Origin of the sequence: Bosea sp. F3-2, assembly GCF_008253865.1 — a bacterium.
Lineage (GTDB): Bacteria > Pseudomonadota > Alphaproteobacteria > Rhizobiales > Beijerinckiaceae > Allobosea.
This window is the reverse complement of sequence record NZ_CP042331.1, coordinates 4,736,515-4,754,506: the sequence shown is the minus strand read 5'-3', so window position 1 is coordinate 4,754,506 and position 17,992 is coordinate 4,736,515. Positions and strand designations below refer to the sequence as shown.

Below are 17,992 nucleotides of genomic sequence, written 5' to 3'. Positions count from 1 at the left end.
GCTGAACCGTCATTGCGAGCGAAGCGAAGCAATCCAGGGGAGCGTAGAGCGCAGCGGCCCCTGGATTGCTTCGTCGCTTCGCTCCTCGCAATGACGGCTCGTGCGATTCGATCTGATCGAAATCAGCGCCGGCTTACCGGACTTCCGCGAGATAGCGCTGCGAATAGGCCTTCTGGGCGGCCTGGGCTCGGCCCCAGTCGACAGCCTTGGCGCGCTCGTATTCGCTCGCCGGCAGGAACTTCTCGGCGATGTCCTTCGGCATCTCGACCGGCAGGGCCGGCCGCAGATAGGCCTTGGTCCAGAAGAGCTGGCCCTTGTCCGAGAGCAGGTAGTCGAGCACCTTCTTGGCGGTCTCCTGATGCGGGGCGCCCTTCACCAGCGTCATGACATAGGGGAAGCTGACGGTGCCCTCGCAGGGCAGGACGAAGGCGAACTTGCCCTGCTCGGTGTATTTGGCGCGATAGGCGTTGAAGTCGTAGTCGAGCAGGATCGGGATCTCGCCGGAGACGGCACGGGCATAGGAAGTCTGCTTGGTGACGATCGCGCCGTTGGCAGCGAGCGCCTTGAAGTAGTCGATCGCCGGCGTGAAATTGTCGAGGGAGCCGCCGAGCGCCAGATTGGCGGCCACCGACGAGACGTAGCCGACGGCAGCCGAGGTCGGATCGAGATAGCCGACGAGGCCGTTATATTCGGGCTTCTTCAGATCGGCCCAGCAGGCAGGAGCCTTGACCCCCTTGAGCGCGTCGATGTTGACGAAGAAGCCCAGCGTGCCTTGATGGATGGTCCACCAGCGGCCTTCGGCATCCTTCAACCCTTGCGGAATCTCGGCGAAGCGGCTCGGCTTCCAGGCCTCGACCAGATTCTGGTCCGCGGCGGAAATGCCGGCGTTGATCCCGAGATAGGCGATGTCGGCGACGGGGCTCGCCTTTTCGGCGATGATCTGGGCGACCGCCTGTCCGGAATTCTTGTTGTCGCCGGGAATCTCGACACCGAGATCGGCCTTGATGGTCTTCAGCATCTCGCCCCAATTGGCCCATTCGGGCGGGCAATTGTAGCAGACGACGTCGGCGGCCCGAGCCGGAGCGGCGGCGAGCAGGAAGGTGCTGGCCAACGCCGCGAGGCAGGCGGAAAGAAGGGTGCGTTTCATGGGTTCCTGTTCCCGGTCGTGAAGGTGGAGGAGGCCGCGGCCGGCCGGCACGGAGCCGGTCCGATGGTTTCGCCGGAGGCGAAGGTGAAATCCGCCCGGATGTGCTGCGGGCGCCGTCGCCCGGCTGCGACGTCGAGGACCAGCGACGCCGCAAGCACGCCCATCGCGCGGGACGGCTGGGTGATCGTCGTCAGTCGCGGAAAGACATGCCGGGCAAGGTCGATGCCGTCGAAGCCGGTGACCGAAACGTCCTGGGGCACCGACAGCCCCATGCGGCGCAGCGACGCGATCACCGTCACGGCGAGCATGTCGTTGGAGACGACGACCGCCGTCGGCCCATGAGCTGCGAAGGCGCCGGTCAGATCGACATCCTGCACCGCGTCGATGAAATCGACCTGCATGGGCTGCAATGGCCGTCCCCCGACCGCCTCGACAGCGTCGCAATAGCCGCGGTAGCGATGAGCCGCGCGGTCGGACGATGAAAAGCGTCCCCCGACGAACAGGATCGAGCGATGGCCGAGGGAAAGTAGCTCTTCCGTCAGCCGGCGCATTGCGGCGCGATTGTCGACGGATACGGCACCGAAGCCCTCGGGCACGTCCTCGTTGTAGATCGTCGCCGCCGGCAGCTCCTGCCGCTGGACGCGGGTGAAGGCCTCGCTCGTCAGCGGGTCGCAGACCGTCATGATGAGGCCGACCGGGCGCTCCGCGATCAGCGCCGTGGCGACCGAGAGTTCCTGCGCGGTGTCGTAGTTGGACTGGCCGATGATGATCGATAGCTCGCTCGCGCGGGCGCGCTGCTCGATGCCGGCGACAGCTCCCGCGAAGACCGGATTGGTGAGGCTCGGCACCAGGACGCCGAGAACGGGCCGCCGCCGGTTGCCCGCCTGCTGGAGCGGAAAGCCCAGATCGAGAGCGGCGTCGACCACCCGCTTCTGCATCTCCGCACTCACCGGGCCGTGCCCGGTGACGACGCGGCTGACCGTCGCCGTCGAGCAGCCGGCGCGCGCGGCGACATCCCGGGTCGTGGCCGTCGGTCGTTCCATTCCCGTCCTCGTCTCGGGCGGTCCAACCGTCGGCCCCGCGTCCCGGAGGTTGCGGTAACGAAGGAATTTAATGACGAGATGACGTTGTTTCAGCGGTTTTCAGCGGAAGACGACTCCAGACGTCATCGCCAGCGCGATCACTTGAGCGAGCGAACCGCTATCTGGTCAGAACGGGTGCCTTCTCCTTTGGCGCTTGCGTCCGACCGTGCTGATGCACGGCGGTGTAACAGCGCGACCGAGCATAGGTAGACAAAAAAGGGGGCGCCCTTGCTGGGCGCCCCTTCTTCCATGGTTCAGGGGCTTCGCTCAGACGAAGCGGAAGTCGTCCTGAGCGAGGCTCGACAGCTGCACGCCCTTGAGGGTCACCGTGGTGTCGGCGTCGATCGAGATCACCGTGTCGGCGCCGATCTGCTCGGCTGCGTCCATGGCCGTCTCGAAGTCGGCGAAGACGCCGATCGAGAACTCCAGCAGGTCGGCGCTGGAACCGCTCGTCCGGAAGTCGGTGATCGTGTCCTTGCCGAAGCCGACGGCGAAGACGAAGGCGTCGTGGCCGGAGCCGCCGGTCAGGATGTCGTCGCCCGCGCCGCCCTCGATGCGATCATTGCCCGAGCCGCCGTCGATGACGTCATTGCCGGCACCGCCGAGGACGGTGTCGTCACCCGAGCCGGCATCGATCACGTCGTCGCCTTCGCCGCCCTCGACATGGTCGATGCCGGAGCCGGCCTTGATCGTGTCGTTGCCGACGCCGCCGAAGACCTGATCGTCACCCGAGCCACCATCCAGGAGGTCGTCGCCCGCGCCACCCCACAACGTGTCGTTGCCGGCACCGCCCTTGAGCGTGTCGTTGCCGGCGCCGCCGTCGAAGGCATCGTCGCCATTGCCGCCGATGACGGTGTCGTTGCCCGCGCCGAAGAGCAGCTTCTCGATATTGCTGAAGCTGTCGGAGCCGATGCCCGCGCCGGAGACCTTGCCCGCCGCGAAATTGACGGTAACCGGGCCCGTCGCCGCCGAGAGGTCGAGCGTATCGAAGCCCGCGCCGCCGTCGATGACGTCGTCGCCGAGGCCGGCGAGGATGATGTCGTCGCCCGCGCCGCCCTCGATCACGTCATCGCCTGCGCCACCATCGAGCAGGTCGTTGCCGGCGCCGCCCTTCAGCACGTCGTCGCCGAGGCCGCCGACGAGGCGGTTGTCAGCGCCGTCGCCGATCAGGGTGTCGTTGCCGGAACCACCGATGACGGTCTCGATCGAGACGAGCTCGTCCTCGCCCGCCTTGTCGCCCGAGGCCGTACCGGCCGCGAGATCGACCGTCACGCCGACGGTATCGTCGGAGTAGTCGGCCGTGTCGATGCCGGCGCCGCCATCGAGCAGGTCATCGCCCGCGCCGCCGCTCAGGACATCGTTGCCGACACCGCCGAAGAGCGCGTCGTCGCCGGCGCCACCCTTGAAGATGTCGTCGCCCTCATCACCGGACAGCGTATCGTCGCCTTCGCCGCCATCGATTACGTCATTGCCGCCGCGGCCGGACACCTCGTCGTCGCCAAGACCCGCGAGGATCGTCTCGCTCCACGACATGCCGACCAGCACATCGTCGCCATCCGTACCGACCGGCAACTCCACGGCATCGTCCAGCACCGTGTCCTGGCGGACATTCAGGTTCTGGATGCGCTGGTCGAGCTCCATCGGCGTGTCCGCGACGTCGTAGGCCGTCTGCTTGGTGCCGTGGAACTCCTGCATGTATTCGGCGAAGGCCTGCTGCTCGCCGAGCAGCGTCGAGCCTGTCGGCGTGTTGGCCGCGACCACCGCCGCCGCCGTGAAGTCGAGCGATTCATCGACAGGGCCGGAGAGGCCGCCATCCGCCAGCAGATAACGGAAGTTCTCGCCATTGACCTTCATCGGGTAGCTGTCACCGCCATTGGCGAGGAAGCTCAGCGTGATCACGGTGATCTTGGCCGGAACGCCCGCCTGCAGCACGCCGTTGTCATAGAGCGCGATCCTGGTGCCGTCCTCGGCGACCAGCGCGATGTCGGAGACGCGGCTGCCGGCCGGCAGGTCCGGATCGTAGGAGAAGGCGATGCCGCCGATCTGCGGAAAGCGGCCCTGGTTGCCGAGCACTGCGACGCCGTGCTCGAGGATGGCCTTGAGGCCCTGAGCGGTGGTGTCGAAGGCCATCAGCTTGTTGTTGAAGCGCAGCGAGTTCTCGATGTCGAGCTGCGAGACACCGCCCTCGGCCTTGCCGGTCGCCGCATTGGCGGGCGGCGGCAGCTTGTCGACCTGGCCGGTGACCGGGTCCGGATCGGAGACCGTGCCGATCTGCGAGCGCACGCCGCCGCCGTTCTTCAGTGAGACGACGAAGGCCGGGGCATCGGTCCCGAGCGCATCGCGCAGGGCGTCGGCGTTCGCATCCGCCGAGAGGCTGCCGAGATTGGTCTCCTGGTTGCGGATGAGGGCCCGCTCACCTTCGAGATAGACCTCGGTGTAACCATAGACCGTGCCGTCCTTGACGGTGATCACCGACTGGACCGCATCGGTCACGTCGCGGACCTTGTCGCCCTTGCTGCCTTCGGCGAAGGCCGTGTTCTCGAGGTTGTCGACGGTCGTGCCCCAGGCTTCCGCGACGTTCTTATCGGTCGCCGCATAGGCGCCGTTGATCGCGGTGTCACCCGCGAGATTGTCAACGATGACGTTGCCCTCTGCATCGAAATCGACCACGAGCCGGCCGAGATAGGTGTATTCGCCGTCCGTGTTGACGATCAGGGTCGGCTTGCCGTCGGCGCCAGCGGTGACGATCGGATACTGCCCGTCGAATTCGGCGCTATGGCCCGGAAAGTTCTCGGCCACGTCGTCGGCGTCGCCCAGCCGGGTGTTGGAGCCGCCGGCCAGGATGATGTCGACGCCGCGCAGCTTGGTGGCGAGCAGCTGCTCGTTCTGGATCTGCTGCAGATGCGACTGAACGATGATCTTGTTGATGCCCTCCGCGATCATCTCATCGATGATCGGCTGCAACTGGCTCGCCAGCAGGTCCATGTCGTCGACCTCGGCGCCGTCGCCGAGAAAGCCCTTCACCTCGGTGCCGGTCGGCGAGGAGATGCGCTCGAGGATCTGGGTGGTGGCGCCGATCAGGCCGATCTTCTCGCCGCCCTTGGTGACGACAGCGGCCGGCGCGATGCGGCCGTTCAGCGTGTCGATATCGACAGTCGGCGTCGCGCCATTGCCGACCGTGTTCGCGTAGCGCGGGTTGAGGTCGGTATCGGCCGAGAAGTCGAGATTGGACGAGAGATAAGCGAAGTTGGCGCCGTTCCATCCGGCGACGGAGCCGGGCGCGATCGCATCCCGCAGCACCCTGGAGCCGAGATCGAAATCATGGTTGCCGATGGTGGAGGCGTCGATGCCGATCGCGTTCAAGATGGCGATATCGGCGGCGGCGATCGGCTGATTGGTGCCCACGGCGATGGTCGAGCCGGTCGCGGCATTGATCGCAGCGCGCGCGGACGGGTCGGTCCCGGCGGCGATGAACGGACCCGGCAGGAAGTTGTCGCCGCCGGAGAGGATCAGCGTGTTGGCGAAATCGTCATCGAAGGCATCGACGAGGGCGGCGAGGTTCTTGGCGGTCTGGCCGGCGAGCAGGCCGGCTTCGCCATCGGAGAAATGCAGGAGTTGAAGCGTGAAGGCAGGCGTAGACACGGGTTCCTCCGTCAGATCGAGCCCGACGATGATCGGATCGTGATCGGAGACGCGGGCGATCACCGCGGGATTGAAGATCGCGGGATCGCGCTCGTTGGTGGTGAGGTCGGCGTTGAAATTGAGCTGGTAGTCGACGGCGTCCGCCTCATCGGCGTTGATGTGCCAGTCGGCGACCCCGGTGACCTGAGCCGAGAGGCTGCCATTGGTCAGGACGTGGTCGAGAGAGCCCTTCTGGCCGTCGAAGACGTAGCCATAATTGCCGGCGCCCTGGTCGGTGTAGCCGGCATTGACCAGCACATCGATCGGGTCCTCCTTCGCATAGGCGTTGAGGTCGCCGAGGATGAGCACATCCTGATCATGCGATCCGGTCGGATCGGTGCCGAGCCAGTCGACCAGCGCCTTGGCGGCAAGCTCGCGCTGGTTGTTCCAGCCGCCATTGCCGTCCTTGATGTCGGCGTCCTCACCGGTGCCGGAGCCGCCCTTCGACTTGAAGTGGTTGACCACAGCAGTGAACTCGCCGCCGGTGGCGAGCTCCTCGAAGGTCACCGCAACCGCTGCGCGGCTGGTGTTCGCCCCGTTGAAGATGTGGCCGAGCGTGCTCTGGCCCAGAAGCTCGGACGAGACATCGCTGTCGTCGAGGATCGCGATTTCCGTATCGAAGGAGACGCGTACCGAAGTGACGTCGTAGATGAAGCCGACCGCGATCGCGTCGCCGCCGACGAAGTCCTGGCCCGGGCGAACCCAGTCGAACTTATACGAACCGGAGACGCTGTTGAGCTGATCGACCAGATAGTCGATCGCGTTGCCGCTCGAGCCCTCGATGAAGTTGTTCTCGAGCTCCATCAGCCCGAGCACATCGGCATCGAGCTTGAGGATGGTATTGACCAGCTTGGCGGTCTGCCGGTCGAACTCTCCTTGCGTCTCGGCGCCACGCGGCTCGAAGCCGTTCGCCGTGAGCTGACCATTGTCGAGGGTGGTGAAGTAGTTGAGCACGTTGAAGCTCGCGATCTTCAGCGTGCCGCCGACATCCGGGAAGCTCTCCGGACGCGGATTGGCCGAGACGACATCGTTGATGCCCGGCCCGTTCTCGATCGCATGGACGCGGAACTGGTTGAAGTCGTAGTCGAGCACGCCAGTGAGGCCGGTGATCGTGTCGCCCATACGCGGCGCGGTGGTGGCGTTGTAGTCGCCGTCGACGACGGTGTTGTCGAGGTTCGGGTTGGGGATGCTGCGGCCGTCATCGAAGGTGACCGAGCGCGAGGCGATGTCGCGCAGATGCGCGTCGTAGCCGGAGACGCTGGCCTCATGGCCGACGGTGTAGGAGTTCGGGCGCCCGCCCTGAGTCAGCCGGATCTCGCCGAACTGGTCGAGATTGTACTGCTCGGTGATGGTGAGCGTCTCGGAGAAGCGGACGAGCATGCCCTCATAAGCTTCGAGATCGGCGACATAGGTGCCGTTCGAGGCCCTCTGCACACCGACGCTCGGCAGGTCGATCTCGGCCGCCATGCTGTTCACGTCGGCGATGGCGCCGGCCTGGACGATTGTGACAGAGGAGGCGTTGAGCTCGGTATTGCCGAAATTCTCGGCGATTACGCCGGTGACGCTGACCTTGTCGCCGACCTTCACGTCGACGCCCAGGCTGGCATAGGACACGAAGATGCCTTCGGAGGTCAGGGCGTTGCCGTCGGAGTCGCTCGCCTCCTCCTGCAGCCAGAAGCCGCCGAGGTTGCGTGCGCCATCGGCGTCGCCGTTCTGGAAGTCGCCGACGACGATGGCCTCGACCGTGACGGTCTTGCCGACCATCGTGCTGGCGAGGCCGGCGCCCTGCACGGCGCTGATCAGGGTGATCGGGGTGCCGTCATTGTTGACGATGGTCGCGCTCGCCGATTGGGAGGAGGCACCCAGGGTCGCGGTGATCGAGAAGCTCTCATCGGGCTCCGCAACGGCGTCGTCGATCGTCGCCACGCTGAAGCTTGCGGTGGTCTGGCCGGCGAGGACAGGGACCGCAGCGGGAACCGTGCCGATGTCGCCGGTCGCGCCGGAGGCAGCAAGGTTCACGACCGTGTCGGCCGCCGCCGTCTGGCTCAGCGTAACCGTGAAGGTGAAGCTCTACCCCTCGGGCTTGGAAGCTGCGTCGACAGTGACCGAGGCGATCGAAACCGCGCCACTGCCGGTCATCGTAAAGGACTGCGTCGAGAACGGCACGTCGGGCGCCGTGCCATCGTTGCTCTGGTCGCCGCTGCCGTCCTGGCTGATCCAGTTCGCGGCGGTGTTGATCGCCGTGCGATAGGCCTCGAAGGAGGACGCACCGCTGCGCGCACCGTTGAAGGCGGCGATGTCGGCGTCGTCGTCGAGCGTGCTCAGGTCGAGCGCATCGACGCCCGCCGTCAGGCCGGTATTGGTCAGCGCGCCATTGGCACTGTTGAAACCGCCATTGGCGACGGCCGTGATGAAATTCGGGGCCGAGGCCGAGCCCTGATAGGCGTAGAGCGTCTCGTCGCCGGCCGCGAGGCCGCGATTGCTGCCGCGCCCGGCGACCGGCAGCGTCACCGAGCCGCTGCTCGCCGAGGCCGTACCGGAGCCGATATTGTCGATCGTGACGATCGTGCCCGCGGCGACGGCCGAGGTCGCCATCCAGCTGAAGGCACCTTCATTCGTGTCGGCAAAGGCCGAGCCGTTCCATTCGTTGTCTTCGAAGATGATGGTCTCGCCGGCTGGAATATCCGTCAGCGCCACGAAGGCGATGTTGTCGTTGCCGTCGGCGTTGAAACCGACAAACGCGATCGAACCTTTACTGAGCGCCATGGCTGAAGTCCCTGTTTCCAGTCCCGGGTTTGACGTGGAGGCTGAGGAGGCGGCGTCGGGCGCAACTCACCCTTCCGCTCGGCTTTGATCGTTACGGATTGCGAGAGCTCCCACAGGAGCCCGCGCGATTGCGGGCGATGTTCAGACGAAGTCGATCGAACCGACGGGGCGCGTCATGGGGCAGATCCTTTAGCCAGCACATCGAAAGCCCCGCCCGCCGCCAGCCGGGGACGGCCCGCATGCGACGAGCCGAGTGCGTGTTTTTGATCTGGCAGGGATGACGATTGGTTAACGATTCATTAACAAAATGAAGTATTTTAAGAATTATAATCGAAAATCGACGTGATAGACCGAATAGACGGCAAATATATCAGGGATCATTGATATATTTTCCGCAACTCGCCCTATTGATAGGGGCTATAATGAGCTCTAATACCGTAAGCAAATCGTCAAAATGACGCGGAATATATAGATTATCTCATCTAAACATAAAATATATAGCGTCCCCACACAGGTGACGCGGAGAAGGTAGAGCACTATACCCAGCGAACGCCGAAGCACGGGCATCCGGTATCGGCGCCAAGCTAGTGCAGGGTACAGGAGCGCGCGAATCCATTTTGACAATGGGGGGCATGGGTATTTTCGATAGCTCTGGCGTCGGTGGTTTCAAGGAGCCGTCAACCCGAAGTCACGCGACAGCGGAGCGCCATGCGGACATTGGGCCTTGCGCGAAGCGGACGTGAGCAAGTATCAAACGATTGGTCCGATACCGACCCGAAAACGAATGTAGGTCAGCGCAGGCGCGGCCGCATCATCGGCGGCTTCGCGGAGCGTTAGCTGCGCCTTCGGATCGCGCTTTTCACCCGCCAGATGTCAGATCGAGCGGGGAATTGGTCATGCCGTTGCGCCGGCATGTCGAACGAAGGTCGACACATCCGGATCCCGGCCGGTGGCGAAGCGGCTGATTTCGGTGAAGCTGCACAGATCGATCCGAACGAGGTGGTGGGTTTCGAGCGAGGCAAGCGCTTCCGGCCGCTCGGGGTGGAGGCTCGCCGCCGTGACACGGCCACCGAGATTCAGGTAGGCCCGTTCCGCGAGCGTTTTGGCATCGAGCAGCGACACGCTCTGATCCGCATAAGAGGTCAGCATGAACGCGTCCGCACCGTGCCGATAGATTCGCGTTGCCTCGCCCCGCAGCCGCACCGTTCGGGTCACTCGGCCGCTCTGCGCGTCGACCTGCGCAAGGCTTGCGTCGCCCCGGTTCAGCACCATCAGCCGGCCCTCATCCGCGGAAAGGCAGATGCCTTCAGGTTTTGGACCTGGCTCGATGACGAGCGGCGTGGTCGCGGCGGAGAAAGGCGCCACGCGCGTGATGCTGTGGGACAGGAGGTTGGCGCAGAAGGCGCGCTCGCCATTGGCTGTGACGGCCACGAGATGGCCCTTCACGCCGCTCGTGCGGACTGCGCGCGTTGCGATCTTCTGCGCCTTCGGCTTCTCGACGACGAGAAGCATGTCATCGGCTTCCGCAAGCACGAAAAGCCGCCCCCTTCCGTCGCATTGCAGCCCGTGCAGCCGCCGATAGGGGCGCAGATCGATCTGCGACAGGATGCGGCGCTCAAGCAGGTCGATGACGATGACCGTGCTGCCACCCGGCGCCGGATCGGCGGAATTCAAGGCACCGTAGTGACCGATATAGGCTGTACGGCCGTCAGGATCGCGCGCCATCTCATGCGGATAAGGCGGCAGTGCGATGGCGGATTCGAACGCGCCCGAGACGCCGTAGAAGGCAAGCCTGTCGGCGCCTTTCTCGATCAGGGCAATGGATTCACGAGCGGCCAATCCGTCTTACCCGTGGCGTGACGCCGCGGCCTGCGGGGGGCCGAACAGAGCGGCGGCGCGCGTGTTGATGAAATAGGCGTAGAGCGAGGTTTGCGCGCAGATATAGAGCCGGTTGTGCTTCTGCCCGCCGAAGCACAGGTTCCCGACGATCTCGCCGATCCGGATCTCGCCGATCAGCGTGCCGTCAGGCGCGAGGCAATGAACGGAGCGCCCCGCCGAGGTCCAGATATTCCCCAAAACATCCACCCGAAAACCGTCATAGAAGCCGTCCGGGCAGGTGGCGAACAGGCTGGGCGCGCCGAGGCTCCCGCCGGTTTCGACGGGATAGGCATGGATCGTGACCGGCAGCCCCGGCACATGCGAGGCGCCGGTGTCGACGACATAGAGGATGCTCTCGTCCGGCGAGAAGGCGAGGCCGTTCGGCTGCACCCGGTCGCGGATCATGGCCTCGACCCGGCCGGTCGACGGATCGAGCCGGTAGACATATGAGCCGCCGATCTCGGACTCGGCCCGCTCTCCCTCATAGTCGCCGTCGATGCCGTAGCTCGGATCGGAGAACCAGATCGACCCGTCCGATTTTTCGACCACGTCGTTGGGTGAATTCAGCCGCTTGCCTTCGAAGCGATCCGCCAGAACCCGCACCGTGCCGTCGAACTCGGTGCGCGTCACGCGGCGGGTCAGATGCTCGCAAGCGATCAGGCGCCCCTGTCGGTCGGCGGTGTTGCCGTTGGCGTTCTGGCTCGGCTCGCGGAACACCGAGACCGAGCCGTCCGTCTCGTCGAAGCGCATCAGCCGGTTGTTCGGGATGTCCGACCAGACCAGGTAGCGCCCGGCCGGGAAATAGGCCGGCCCTTCGAGCCAGCGGCCGCCGGTCCACAAGCGTTCGAGCTTGGCATGGCCGATGATCAGGCGGCTGAACCGCTCGTCGTGAATGATGATCTCGCTCACTCGGAGGCTCCCTTTCGCTCATCGATGCGCCGCAGGCCCCAGCCGATCGGCTTGCGCCGGTTGCCGGGATGCTCGAGCGACGGCCCCCAGATCGCCTGGTAGGTGTCGACCGCAAGGCCCCGCCGCTGCAGCAGGACGAAGACCAGGGCGAACCCGAGCCACCAGCCGCCCAGCACGATCCACATCCAGCGCGGCGCATTCGCCTGCCACAGGCCGGTGAGGATGGCGGCGACGGCAAGGAAAATCGCCAGATAGCCCGCGCTCTTGTGCAGATACTCGAAGGCGATGCGGCGGGGCGTCATGTCGTAATGGTCGCCGCGCAGCTCCGGCTCGCTCGGCCCGCCCTTGGAGCCGCGCAGCCAGCCGGCGAGGAACTGTGTGCCTCCGAGGAGGAGGACGGCATAGCCCAGCCAGGCGTGAGGGCTGCCGAGGCCGCCTGCGCCGTGGCCGGCCAGGATGACCGCCAGGGCGATCAGCATCAGGACCCCGCCGAGATATTGCAGGCCGAGATGCGAATGCCACCAGAAGCGGTTGTCGCGCTGCTCGGGCCAGTTCTGCCGCAGCGTCACCTTGAAGAAGCGGGCGATCAGCACGCCCAGCGGAAACAGGATGCCCCAGGCCAACACCATCAGCCGGGCATGCCAGGCGATGGCGGGATCGACGAGATGCGGCCGGGCCGGATCGATCGAGGCGAGGAGCCAGTCCATGCTCAGCCCTTCACCGCGCCCGCGGTCATGCCGGTGATGATCTGGCGCGACGCCATGAAGGTGAAGATCAGCGGGGGAATGGCGATCAGCGTGCCGATCGCCATGATCTGCCCCCATTCGATATTGTGCTCGTTGATGAACAGCGACACCTTCACCGGCATGGTGCGGGTGAAGCGATTGGTCAGCACCAGCGCCAGGATGAACTCGTTCCAGGCGATCCTGAAGGTGAAGATGGCGGCTGCGGCGAGGCCGGGCTTGATCAGCGGCAGCACGATGAGGAAGAAGATCTGGTAGAAATTCGCCCCGTCGATCCGCGCTGCCTCCTCGAGCGGGCGCGGCACCTGCGCGATGAAGCTCTGCAGGATCCAGACGACGAACGGGATGTTGATCGCCGTATAGACCAGGATCACGCCGAGCAGCGAATTCGACAGGCTGAATTCATAGGTCCAGATCATGAAGACCGGCACCGTCAGCACGGCGGGCGGCACCATGCGCATCAGCAGCGTGCCGACCGAGACCGCGCCTCGCCCGAGGAAGCGGAAGCGCACCAGGGCATAGGCCGCCATGCAGCCGCAGATCAGCGTCAGCACGGTGGAGGCGCAGGCGACGATCAGCGAATTGGTCAGATAGCGCGTATTCTGCCCGTCGCTGAGAACCGCGCTGTAATTCGCGAGCGTCGGCATGAAGAAGAACGAGAAGCCGTCGGAGAAGATATCGGTCTTCTGCTTCAGCGAGGTCGAGATCATCACGAAGATCGGCCCGAGCGCGATGATCGCGAGCGCGGCGACGACCGCATAGGAGAAGGGCGTGGCCTTGCGGGTGGTGGAGCTGGACGACATCGGGCTTACTCCCCGCCTGCCGCGCGCCTTGCGGCGGCGTCACGCAATTTGCCGAGGATGAAGAGGAGGATGGTGAGCCCCAGCACCAGCAGCAGGAGCAAGTTCGACAGCGCCGAGGCGCGGCCGAGCTGCTGGCTGACGAAGGCGGTCTTGTAGATGTGGAGCGAGAGGATCTCGGTCGAGAGGCCGGGGCCGCCCTCGGTGAGGATGTAGATCACCTCCAGCACCTTGAAGGCGTCGATCAGGCGCAGGAGTGCTGCGATCACGATCACCGGCAGCATCAGCGGCAGCTTGATATGGAGGATGGCCTGCCATTGGCTCGCGCCGTCGATCCGCGCCGCTTCGATGGCGGAGGCGGGAAGCGATTGCAGCGCCGCCAGCGACAGGATGAAGATGAACGGCGTCCATTGCCAGACATCGGAGATGATCACCGAGACCAGCGCGACATCCGGCGAGGACAGCCAGGGGATCGCCGGCAGGCCCAAGGCCTTGAGCAGCCCCGTGAAGGTGCCGAACTGCTCATTATACATGAAGCGCCAGATCAGCCCGACGACGATCGGCGCCACCATCATCGGCAGGATGAAGATGGTCCGGAACAGCGAGATGCCGCGCATCTCGCGGTCGAGGACCAGCGCGAGCGCAACGCCGAGAACCACCTCCAGCGTGACGACGGCGGCAGCGAAGGTCAGCGTCACCCCGACCGAGCTCCAGAAAGCCCCGTCGTTCAGAAGCCAGACATAGTTCTCCAGCCCGACGAATTTTGCCGAGGCCGGCGGCGTGCCGATCGACCATTCGTGGAAGGAGAGCCAGATCGAGCGCAGCATCGGGTAGAGCAGCGCGACGAAGGTCACCGCCGCGGCTGGCGCGAGGAAGACATAGGGCGTGGCCCGATTGAGGATTTGGCGCGCGGACATGGTGCTTGTGGCCGTGGTTGGGGGAGGGTGCCTTGAGCTGGAATCGCGAGGCTCGAGTGGCGCGACGCAAACCCCTCCCCCTTGTGGGGAGGGGCAGGGGTGGGGGTCGTGGGGCAGGGGCGATGCGGCGGGTAGGTGTTCTCGGCGCTGCTGCAACGGCGCTGAATCTCCAGCCGGTCACCAAGCGAAGCCACCCCCACCCCTATCCCCTCCCCACAAGGGGGAGGGGAAGCGCACGCCTCTCCAGCGTGGGGCTGAACCGGCAGGAAGAGGCCGGCTATTTCGGCGCGTTCGCCCCGTAATAGCCGCCCTTTTCCATGATCGCCCTGACCTTGGGCACGATCTCGTCGAGCGCGGCCTGCGGTTCCTTCTTTCCGGTGACGATCTCGCCGAGCGCGACGCCGAAGATCGGCGCGTTGAGCTCGCTCCATTCGTTGATGATCGGCCGCCAGTCGGGATCGGCATCCTTCAGCGCCACCGCGAAGGTGGAGTAATAGGGGTATTTCTTCTGAAGATCCGGATCGCGATAGGTCGAGAAGCGCGAGGGCGAGCCGCCGAAGGACGCCACCAGCCGGTCGCCCTTCTTCGAGGTGAGCCACTGCATCAAGAGGAACGCCGCCTCCTTGTTGGCGGAGTTCTTCGGGATGGCGATGCCGAAGCCGCCGGTCTGCGAGGCTTGGCGCACCCCGGCCGGATGCGGCAGCCAGCGGACCTGGCCGGCGATCTTCGACTTCGCCGGATCGTCGACCTCTCCCGCGACCGCGATCGAGTCGAGGAACATCGCGGTGCGGCCCTGCAGGAAGGCGTTCTTCATCTCGTCGAAACCGGCGGCGGCGGCGCCGGGCGGGCCGGTCTCGACGATCCGTTTCAGCAGGGTCGCCGCCTTGACGCCGGCCTCATTGTTGAAGGCCGGCTGCCAGTTGTCGTCGAAGATGCGCCCGCCGAGCGGCGCGAGATGCAGCAGCCAGGCATGAACCACCTGGTGGCCCGTCTGGCCGCGCGTGGCGAGCGCGCCGAGGCCTTTTTCCAGCTCCGGAATCTTTGACAGGAGCGGCAGGAGATCGTCATAGCTCATCGGCGGCTTGAGCTGGTGCTTGACAAAAATGTCCCGGCGATAGGCCATCACCGAGGTCTCGGCCCCGAAGGGGATGCCGTAGAGCTTGGCCTTCGGCCCGGCCAGATAGCCTTTGCGGCCGCCGACCAGGCCGATATTCTCGACATAGCCGGGGATCAAATCGGCGAATTCATAATCGGCGAGGGCGAGCTTCTCGTTCTTGAAATAGGGGCCGATCTCCTCGATCAGGCCCTTGCCGGCATATTCCGACTTCCAGAACACGACATAGGCGAGGAGGTCGTAATCGCCATTGCCCGGCTTCGACATCTCGAGCAGCTGCTTGTCGCGCATGCGCAGATATTGCAGCGTGTCGACCTCGACCTTGATGCCGGTCTCCGCCGTGAACTGCGGCAGCATCTTCGTCACCGCGTCGAAATGCGGATGGGCCGGGAAGTTCACGACCAGCGTCGTGCCCTTGAAGCGCTCATAGGGGTTGGCGCTGGCGCGCGACGGCCACAGGGCGGTGGCGAAACCCGCCGCGCCTGCGGTCTTCAGGAGATCACGCCTCGTATGCATGCTGTTTCCTCCATCTGGTGGTTTGGGTGAGGGGCCGTCTTGGCGCGGCCTGAAATTCAGCGGATCGCCCGCTCGGTTGCGGGATCGAAGAGGTGCACGCTCTCGGGGGCGAACCAGAAACTCTGCCGTCCCGCAGCGCGCACCCGGCCTTCGGAATTGATTTCGACGATGACGTTGCGCTCGCCGCAGCGCGTGACGAGCACGGACTGCGCCCCGACATATTCGGCGAGCACGACATCGAGGGTGAGCTGCTCGGCCTCCGCGGGCGCCTGCCCGGCATGAAGCGCCGAGGGCCGCAGCCCGACGATCACCTCGGCCGTGCGCCGCGCCTCCAGCGCCTCATAGCGGGAGCGCGGCAGGCGGATTCCGAAATCCTCGCCCATGGCGAAGATCGTGCCGTTCTCGCGCACCAGCCGCGCCGGCAGCAGGTTCATCGGCGGCGCTCCCATGAAGCCGGCGACGAAGAGGTTGGCGGGCCGCTCGTAGAGCTCCTCGGGGCTGCCCTGCTGCTGGACCGTGCCGCCATTCATCACCACGATCCGGTCGGCCAGCGTCATCGCCTCGACCTGGTCATGGGTGACGTAGATCATGTTCTTCTCGACCCGCCGGCGCATCAGCGCCAGCTCGGCGCGCATCTGGTTGCGCAGCTTGGCGTCGAGATTGGACAGCGGCTCGTCGAACAGAAACACCGAGGCGTCACGCACCAGCGCCCGGCCCATCGCCACGCGCTGGCGCTGGCCGCCGGACAGCGCCGAGGGCTTGCGGTCGAGCAGATGCGAGATCGACAGCATCTCGGCGACGCGCTTGACCCGCGCCTCGATCTCGGCCGCCGGATAGCGCGCCAGCCGCAGCGCGAAGGACATGTTCTTCGCGACATTCATATGCGGATAGAGCGCATAATCCTGGAACACCATCGCGATATCGCGATCCTTGGGATCGAGCCGGCTGACCTCGCGATCGCCGATCCAGATCTCTCCGCCGCTGCTCTCCTCGAGCCCGGCGACCATGCGCAGCGTCGTCGACTTGCCGCAGCCGGACGGCCCGACCAGGACGGTGAACTCCTTGTCGGCAAGTTCCAGGTCCAGCCCGGAGATGATCGACAGATCGCCGAAGCGCTTCTGCAGCTGCCTGATCGATATCTGAGGCATTGTCCCTCCCAAGACTGCCAGCGCTGGCCTCCGTTGCCGGAGCGGGTCCGGTCGGTCGCGAGGCTCGTTATGTTAGCGCTAACGTTAGCGCTAACACTGTATGCAGCAATCTGCTATGTTTGAAAAGCCCCTTCCGCGATTCGTGGTTGGAGAGGGCAGGCAACCAGATGGAGCTCCGCGCGATGCGCATGCAGGATGTGGCGAAGCGGCTCGGCATCTCGGCGATGACCGTGTCGCGGGCGCTGCGCGCCGACACGACGGTCGCGCCGGCGACGCGCGAGGCGGTTCTGAAGGCGATCGAGGAACTCGGCTATGTGCCGAACCAGATCGCCGGCTCGCTGGCGTCGCGGCGCTCCGGCTTTGCCGCGGTCCTCGTCCCCTCGCTCAACAATTCGCATTTCAGCGAGACCGTTCTCGCCCTGAACGCCGCCCTGGAGCCCCACCACATTCAACTTCTCATCGGCAGCACCGACTATGACCGCGAGAAGGAGGCGGGGCTCGTCAGGGCCTTCCTGGCGCGCAAGCCTGAAGCCATCGTTCTGACGAATGATGGCCACTCACCTGACGTCGTGCGGCTGCTGGGACAAGCCAGGGTGCCGGTCGTCCAGATCTGGGACCTGCCGGCCCGGCCGATCCAGCATGTGGTCGGCTTCTCCAACCGCGAGGCGATGAAGGGCCTGATCGCGACGCTGCTTCGCGCGGGCTACCGGCGCATCACCTATTTCGGCGAGCTGGACGACGACGAGACGCGCGGCGCCGCCCGGCGTCACGGCTATTGCGAGGCGATGCGCGAGGTAGGGCTGTCGCCGAGGCTTTGCGCGATTGCCCGCCCGCCTGCGACGATGTCCGATGGCGAGCGCGCACTCGACGAGGTACTGCAGCACTATCCCGACACCGAGCTGGTTGCCTGCGTCTCCGATCCGCTTGCTTTCGGCATCATGGCAGCCTGCGCGCGGCGCGGGATTTCGGTTCCCGATCAGCTCGCCATCTCTGGATTCGGGGATTTCGAGATCGCGCGCGTCTCGGCGCCCGGCATCACGACGGTCAGGATCGATGCAGCTTCCATCGGCCGGCTGACGGGCGAGATCGTGCTCGATCTCCTGGTACCTGCGGCCCCGGCACAGCAGGGCGTCGCGATCTGCGAGACGGTTCCGGCCGAGCCCGTCCTGCGCGGGAGTGCCCCGGGGACGGTTTCGGTCGGCTGAAGGCGCCGGCACCCTCCGGATCCGCCCCCACCCCCCAGGGTTCAGTCGCTTCGCTCTGTTCATCGCGCCGCGTGCGTCGTCGCGAT

12 protein-coding genes are annotated in these 17,992 nt (G+C 65.4%); 1 reads left to right on the top strand and 11 read right to left on the bottom strand.

The features are described 5' to 3' along the window. Positions 1 to 133: 133 nt before the first annotated feature. The 11 genes from FQV39_RS21935 to FQV39_RS21885 form a co-directional block, all read right to left on the bottom strand. Positions 134 to 1,147, bottom strand: a complete 1,014-nt coding sequence (locus tag FQV39_RS21935; protein ID WP_149132225.1) for an extracellular solute-binding protein — start codon at positions 1,145 to 1,147, stop codon at positions 134 to 136. Then, positions 1,144 to 2,190: a substrate-binding domain-containing protein gene (locus FQV39_RS21930; protein WP_149132224.1), complete on the bottom strand. Its 1,047-nt coding sequence runs from the start codon at positions 2,188 to 2,190 to the stop codon at positions 1,144 to 1,146. Before FQV39_RS21930 ends, FQV39_RS21935 begins: the two co-directional genes overlap by 4 nt. Before the next feature lie 306 nt (positions 2,191 to 2,496). After that, positions 2,497 to 7,929 (bottom strand): ExeM/NucH family extracellular endonuclease, encoded by a 5,433-nt coding sequence (locus FQV39_RS21925; RefSeq protein ID WP_149132223.1) that lies wholly within the window; start codon positions 7,927 to 7,929, stop codon positions 2,497 to 2,499. A gap of 51 nt (positions 7,930 to 7,980) precedes the next feature. Beyond that, the gene (locus FQV39_RS21920; RefSeq protein ID WP_149132222.1) at positions 7,981 to 8,676 is read right to left on the bottom strand and encodes a hypothetical protein; all 696 of its coding nucleotides are present in this window, start codon (positions 8,674 to 8,676) and stop codon (positions 7,981 to 7,983) included. Positions 8,677 to 9,570: 894 nt separating this feature from the next. Beyond that, complete coding sequence (locus FQV39_RS21915; protein WP_149132221.1) at positions 9,571 to 10,515, bottom strand: YncE family protein; 945 nt, start codon at positions 10,513 to 10,515, stop codon at positions 9,571 to 9,573. 6 nt (positions 10,516 to 10,521) lie between these two features. Beyond that, positions 10,522 to 11,463 carry an SMP-30/gluconolactonase/LRE family protein gene (locus FQV39_RS21910; protein WP_149132220.1) on the bottom strand — a complete coding sequence of 314 codons (942 nt, stop codon included), beginning with the start codon at positions 11,461 to 11,463 and terminating at the stop codon, positions 10,522 to 10,524. Beyond that, positions 11,460 to 12,170 (bottom strand): cytochrome b561 domain-containing protein, encoded by a 711-nt coding sequence (locus FQV39_RS21905; RefSeq protein ID WP_210251125.1) that lies wholly within the window; start codon positions 12,168 to 12,170, stop codon positions 11,460 to 11,462. The genes FQV39_RS21910 and FQV39_RS21905 overlap by 4 nt, the downstream gene beginning before the upstream one ends. A 2-nt stretch (positions 12,171 to 12,172) precedes the next feature. Continuing rightward, positions 12,173 to 13,009, bottom strand: coding sequence for a carbohydrate ABC transporter permease (locus tag FQV39_RS21900; RefSeq protein ID WP_149132219.1), 837 nt, complete (start codon positions 13,007 to 13,009; stop codon positions 12,173 to 12,175). Between the two features lie 5 nt (positions 13,010 to 13,014). Continuing rightward, positions 13,015 to 13,923, bottom strand: a complete 909-nt coding sequence (locus FQV39_RS21895; RefSeq protein ID WP_149132218.1) for a carbohydrate ABC transporter permease — start codon at positions 13,921 to 13,923, stop codon at positions 13,015 to 13,017. A 277-nt stretch (positions 13,924 to 14,200) separates the two neighbouring features. Then, positions 14,201 to 15,553: an ABC transporter substrate-binding protein gene (locus FQV39_RS21890; protein WP_149132217.1), complete on the bottom strand. Its 1,353-nt coding sequence runs from the start codon at positions 15,551 to 15,553 to the stop codon at positions 14,201 to 14,203. Positions 15,554 to 15,609: 56 nt separating this feature from the next. Then, positions 15,610 to 16,701, bottom strand: coding sequence for an ABC transporter ATP-binding protein (locus tag FQV39_RS21885; RefSeq protein ID WP_149132216.1), 1,092 nt, complete (start codon positions 16,699 to 16,701; stop codon positions 15,610 to 15,612). Positions 16,702 to 16,883: 182 nt separating this feature from the next. Between FQV39_RS21885 and FQV39_RS21880 the strand changes: the two genes are divergently transcribed. Continuing rightward, the gene (locus tag FQV39_RS21880; RefSeq protein ID WP_187640014.1) at positions 16,884 to 17,906 is read left to right on the top strand and encodes a LacI family DNA-binding transcriptional regulator; all 1,023 of its coding nucleotides are present in this window, start codon (positions 16,884 to 16,886) and stop codon (positions 17,904 to 17,906) included. Positions 17,907 to 17,992 lie beyond the last annotated feature (86 nt).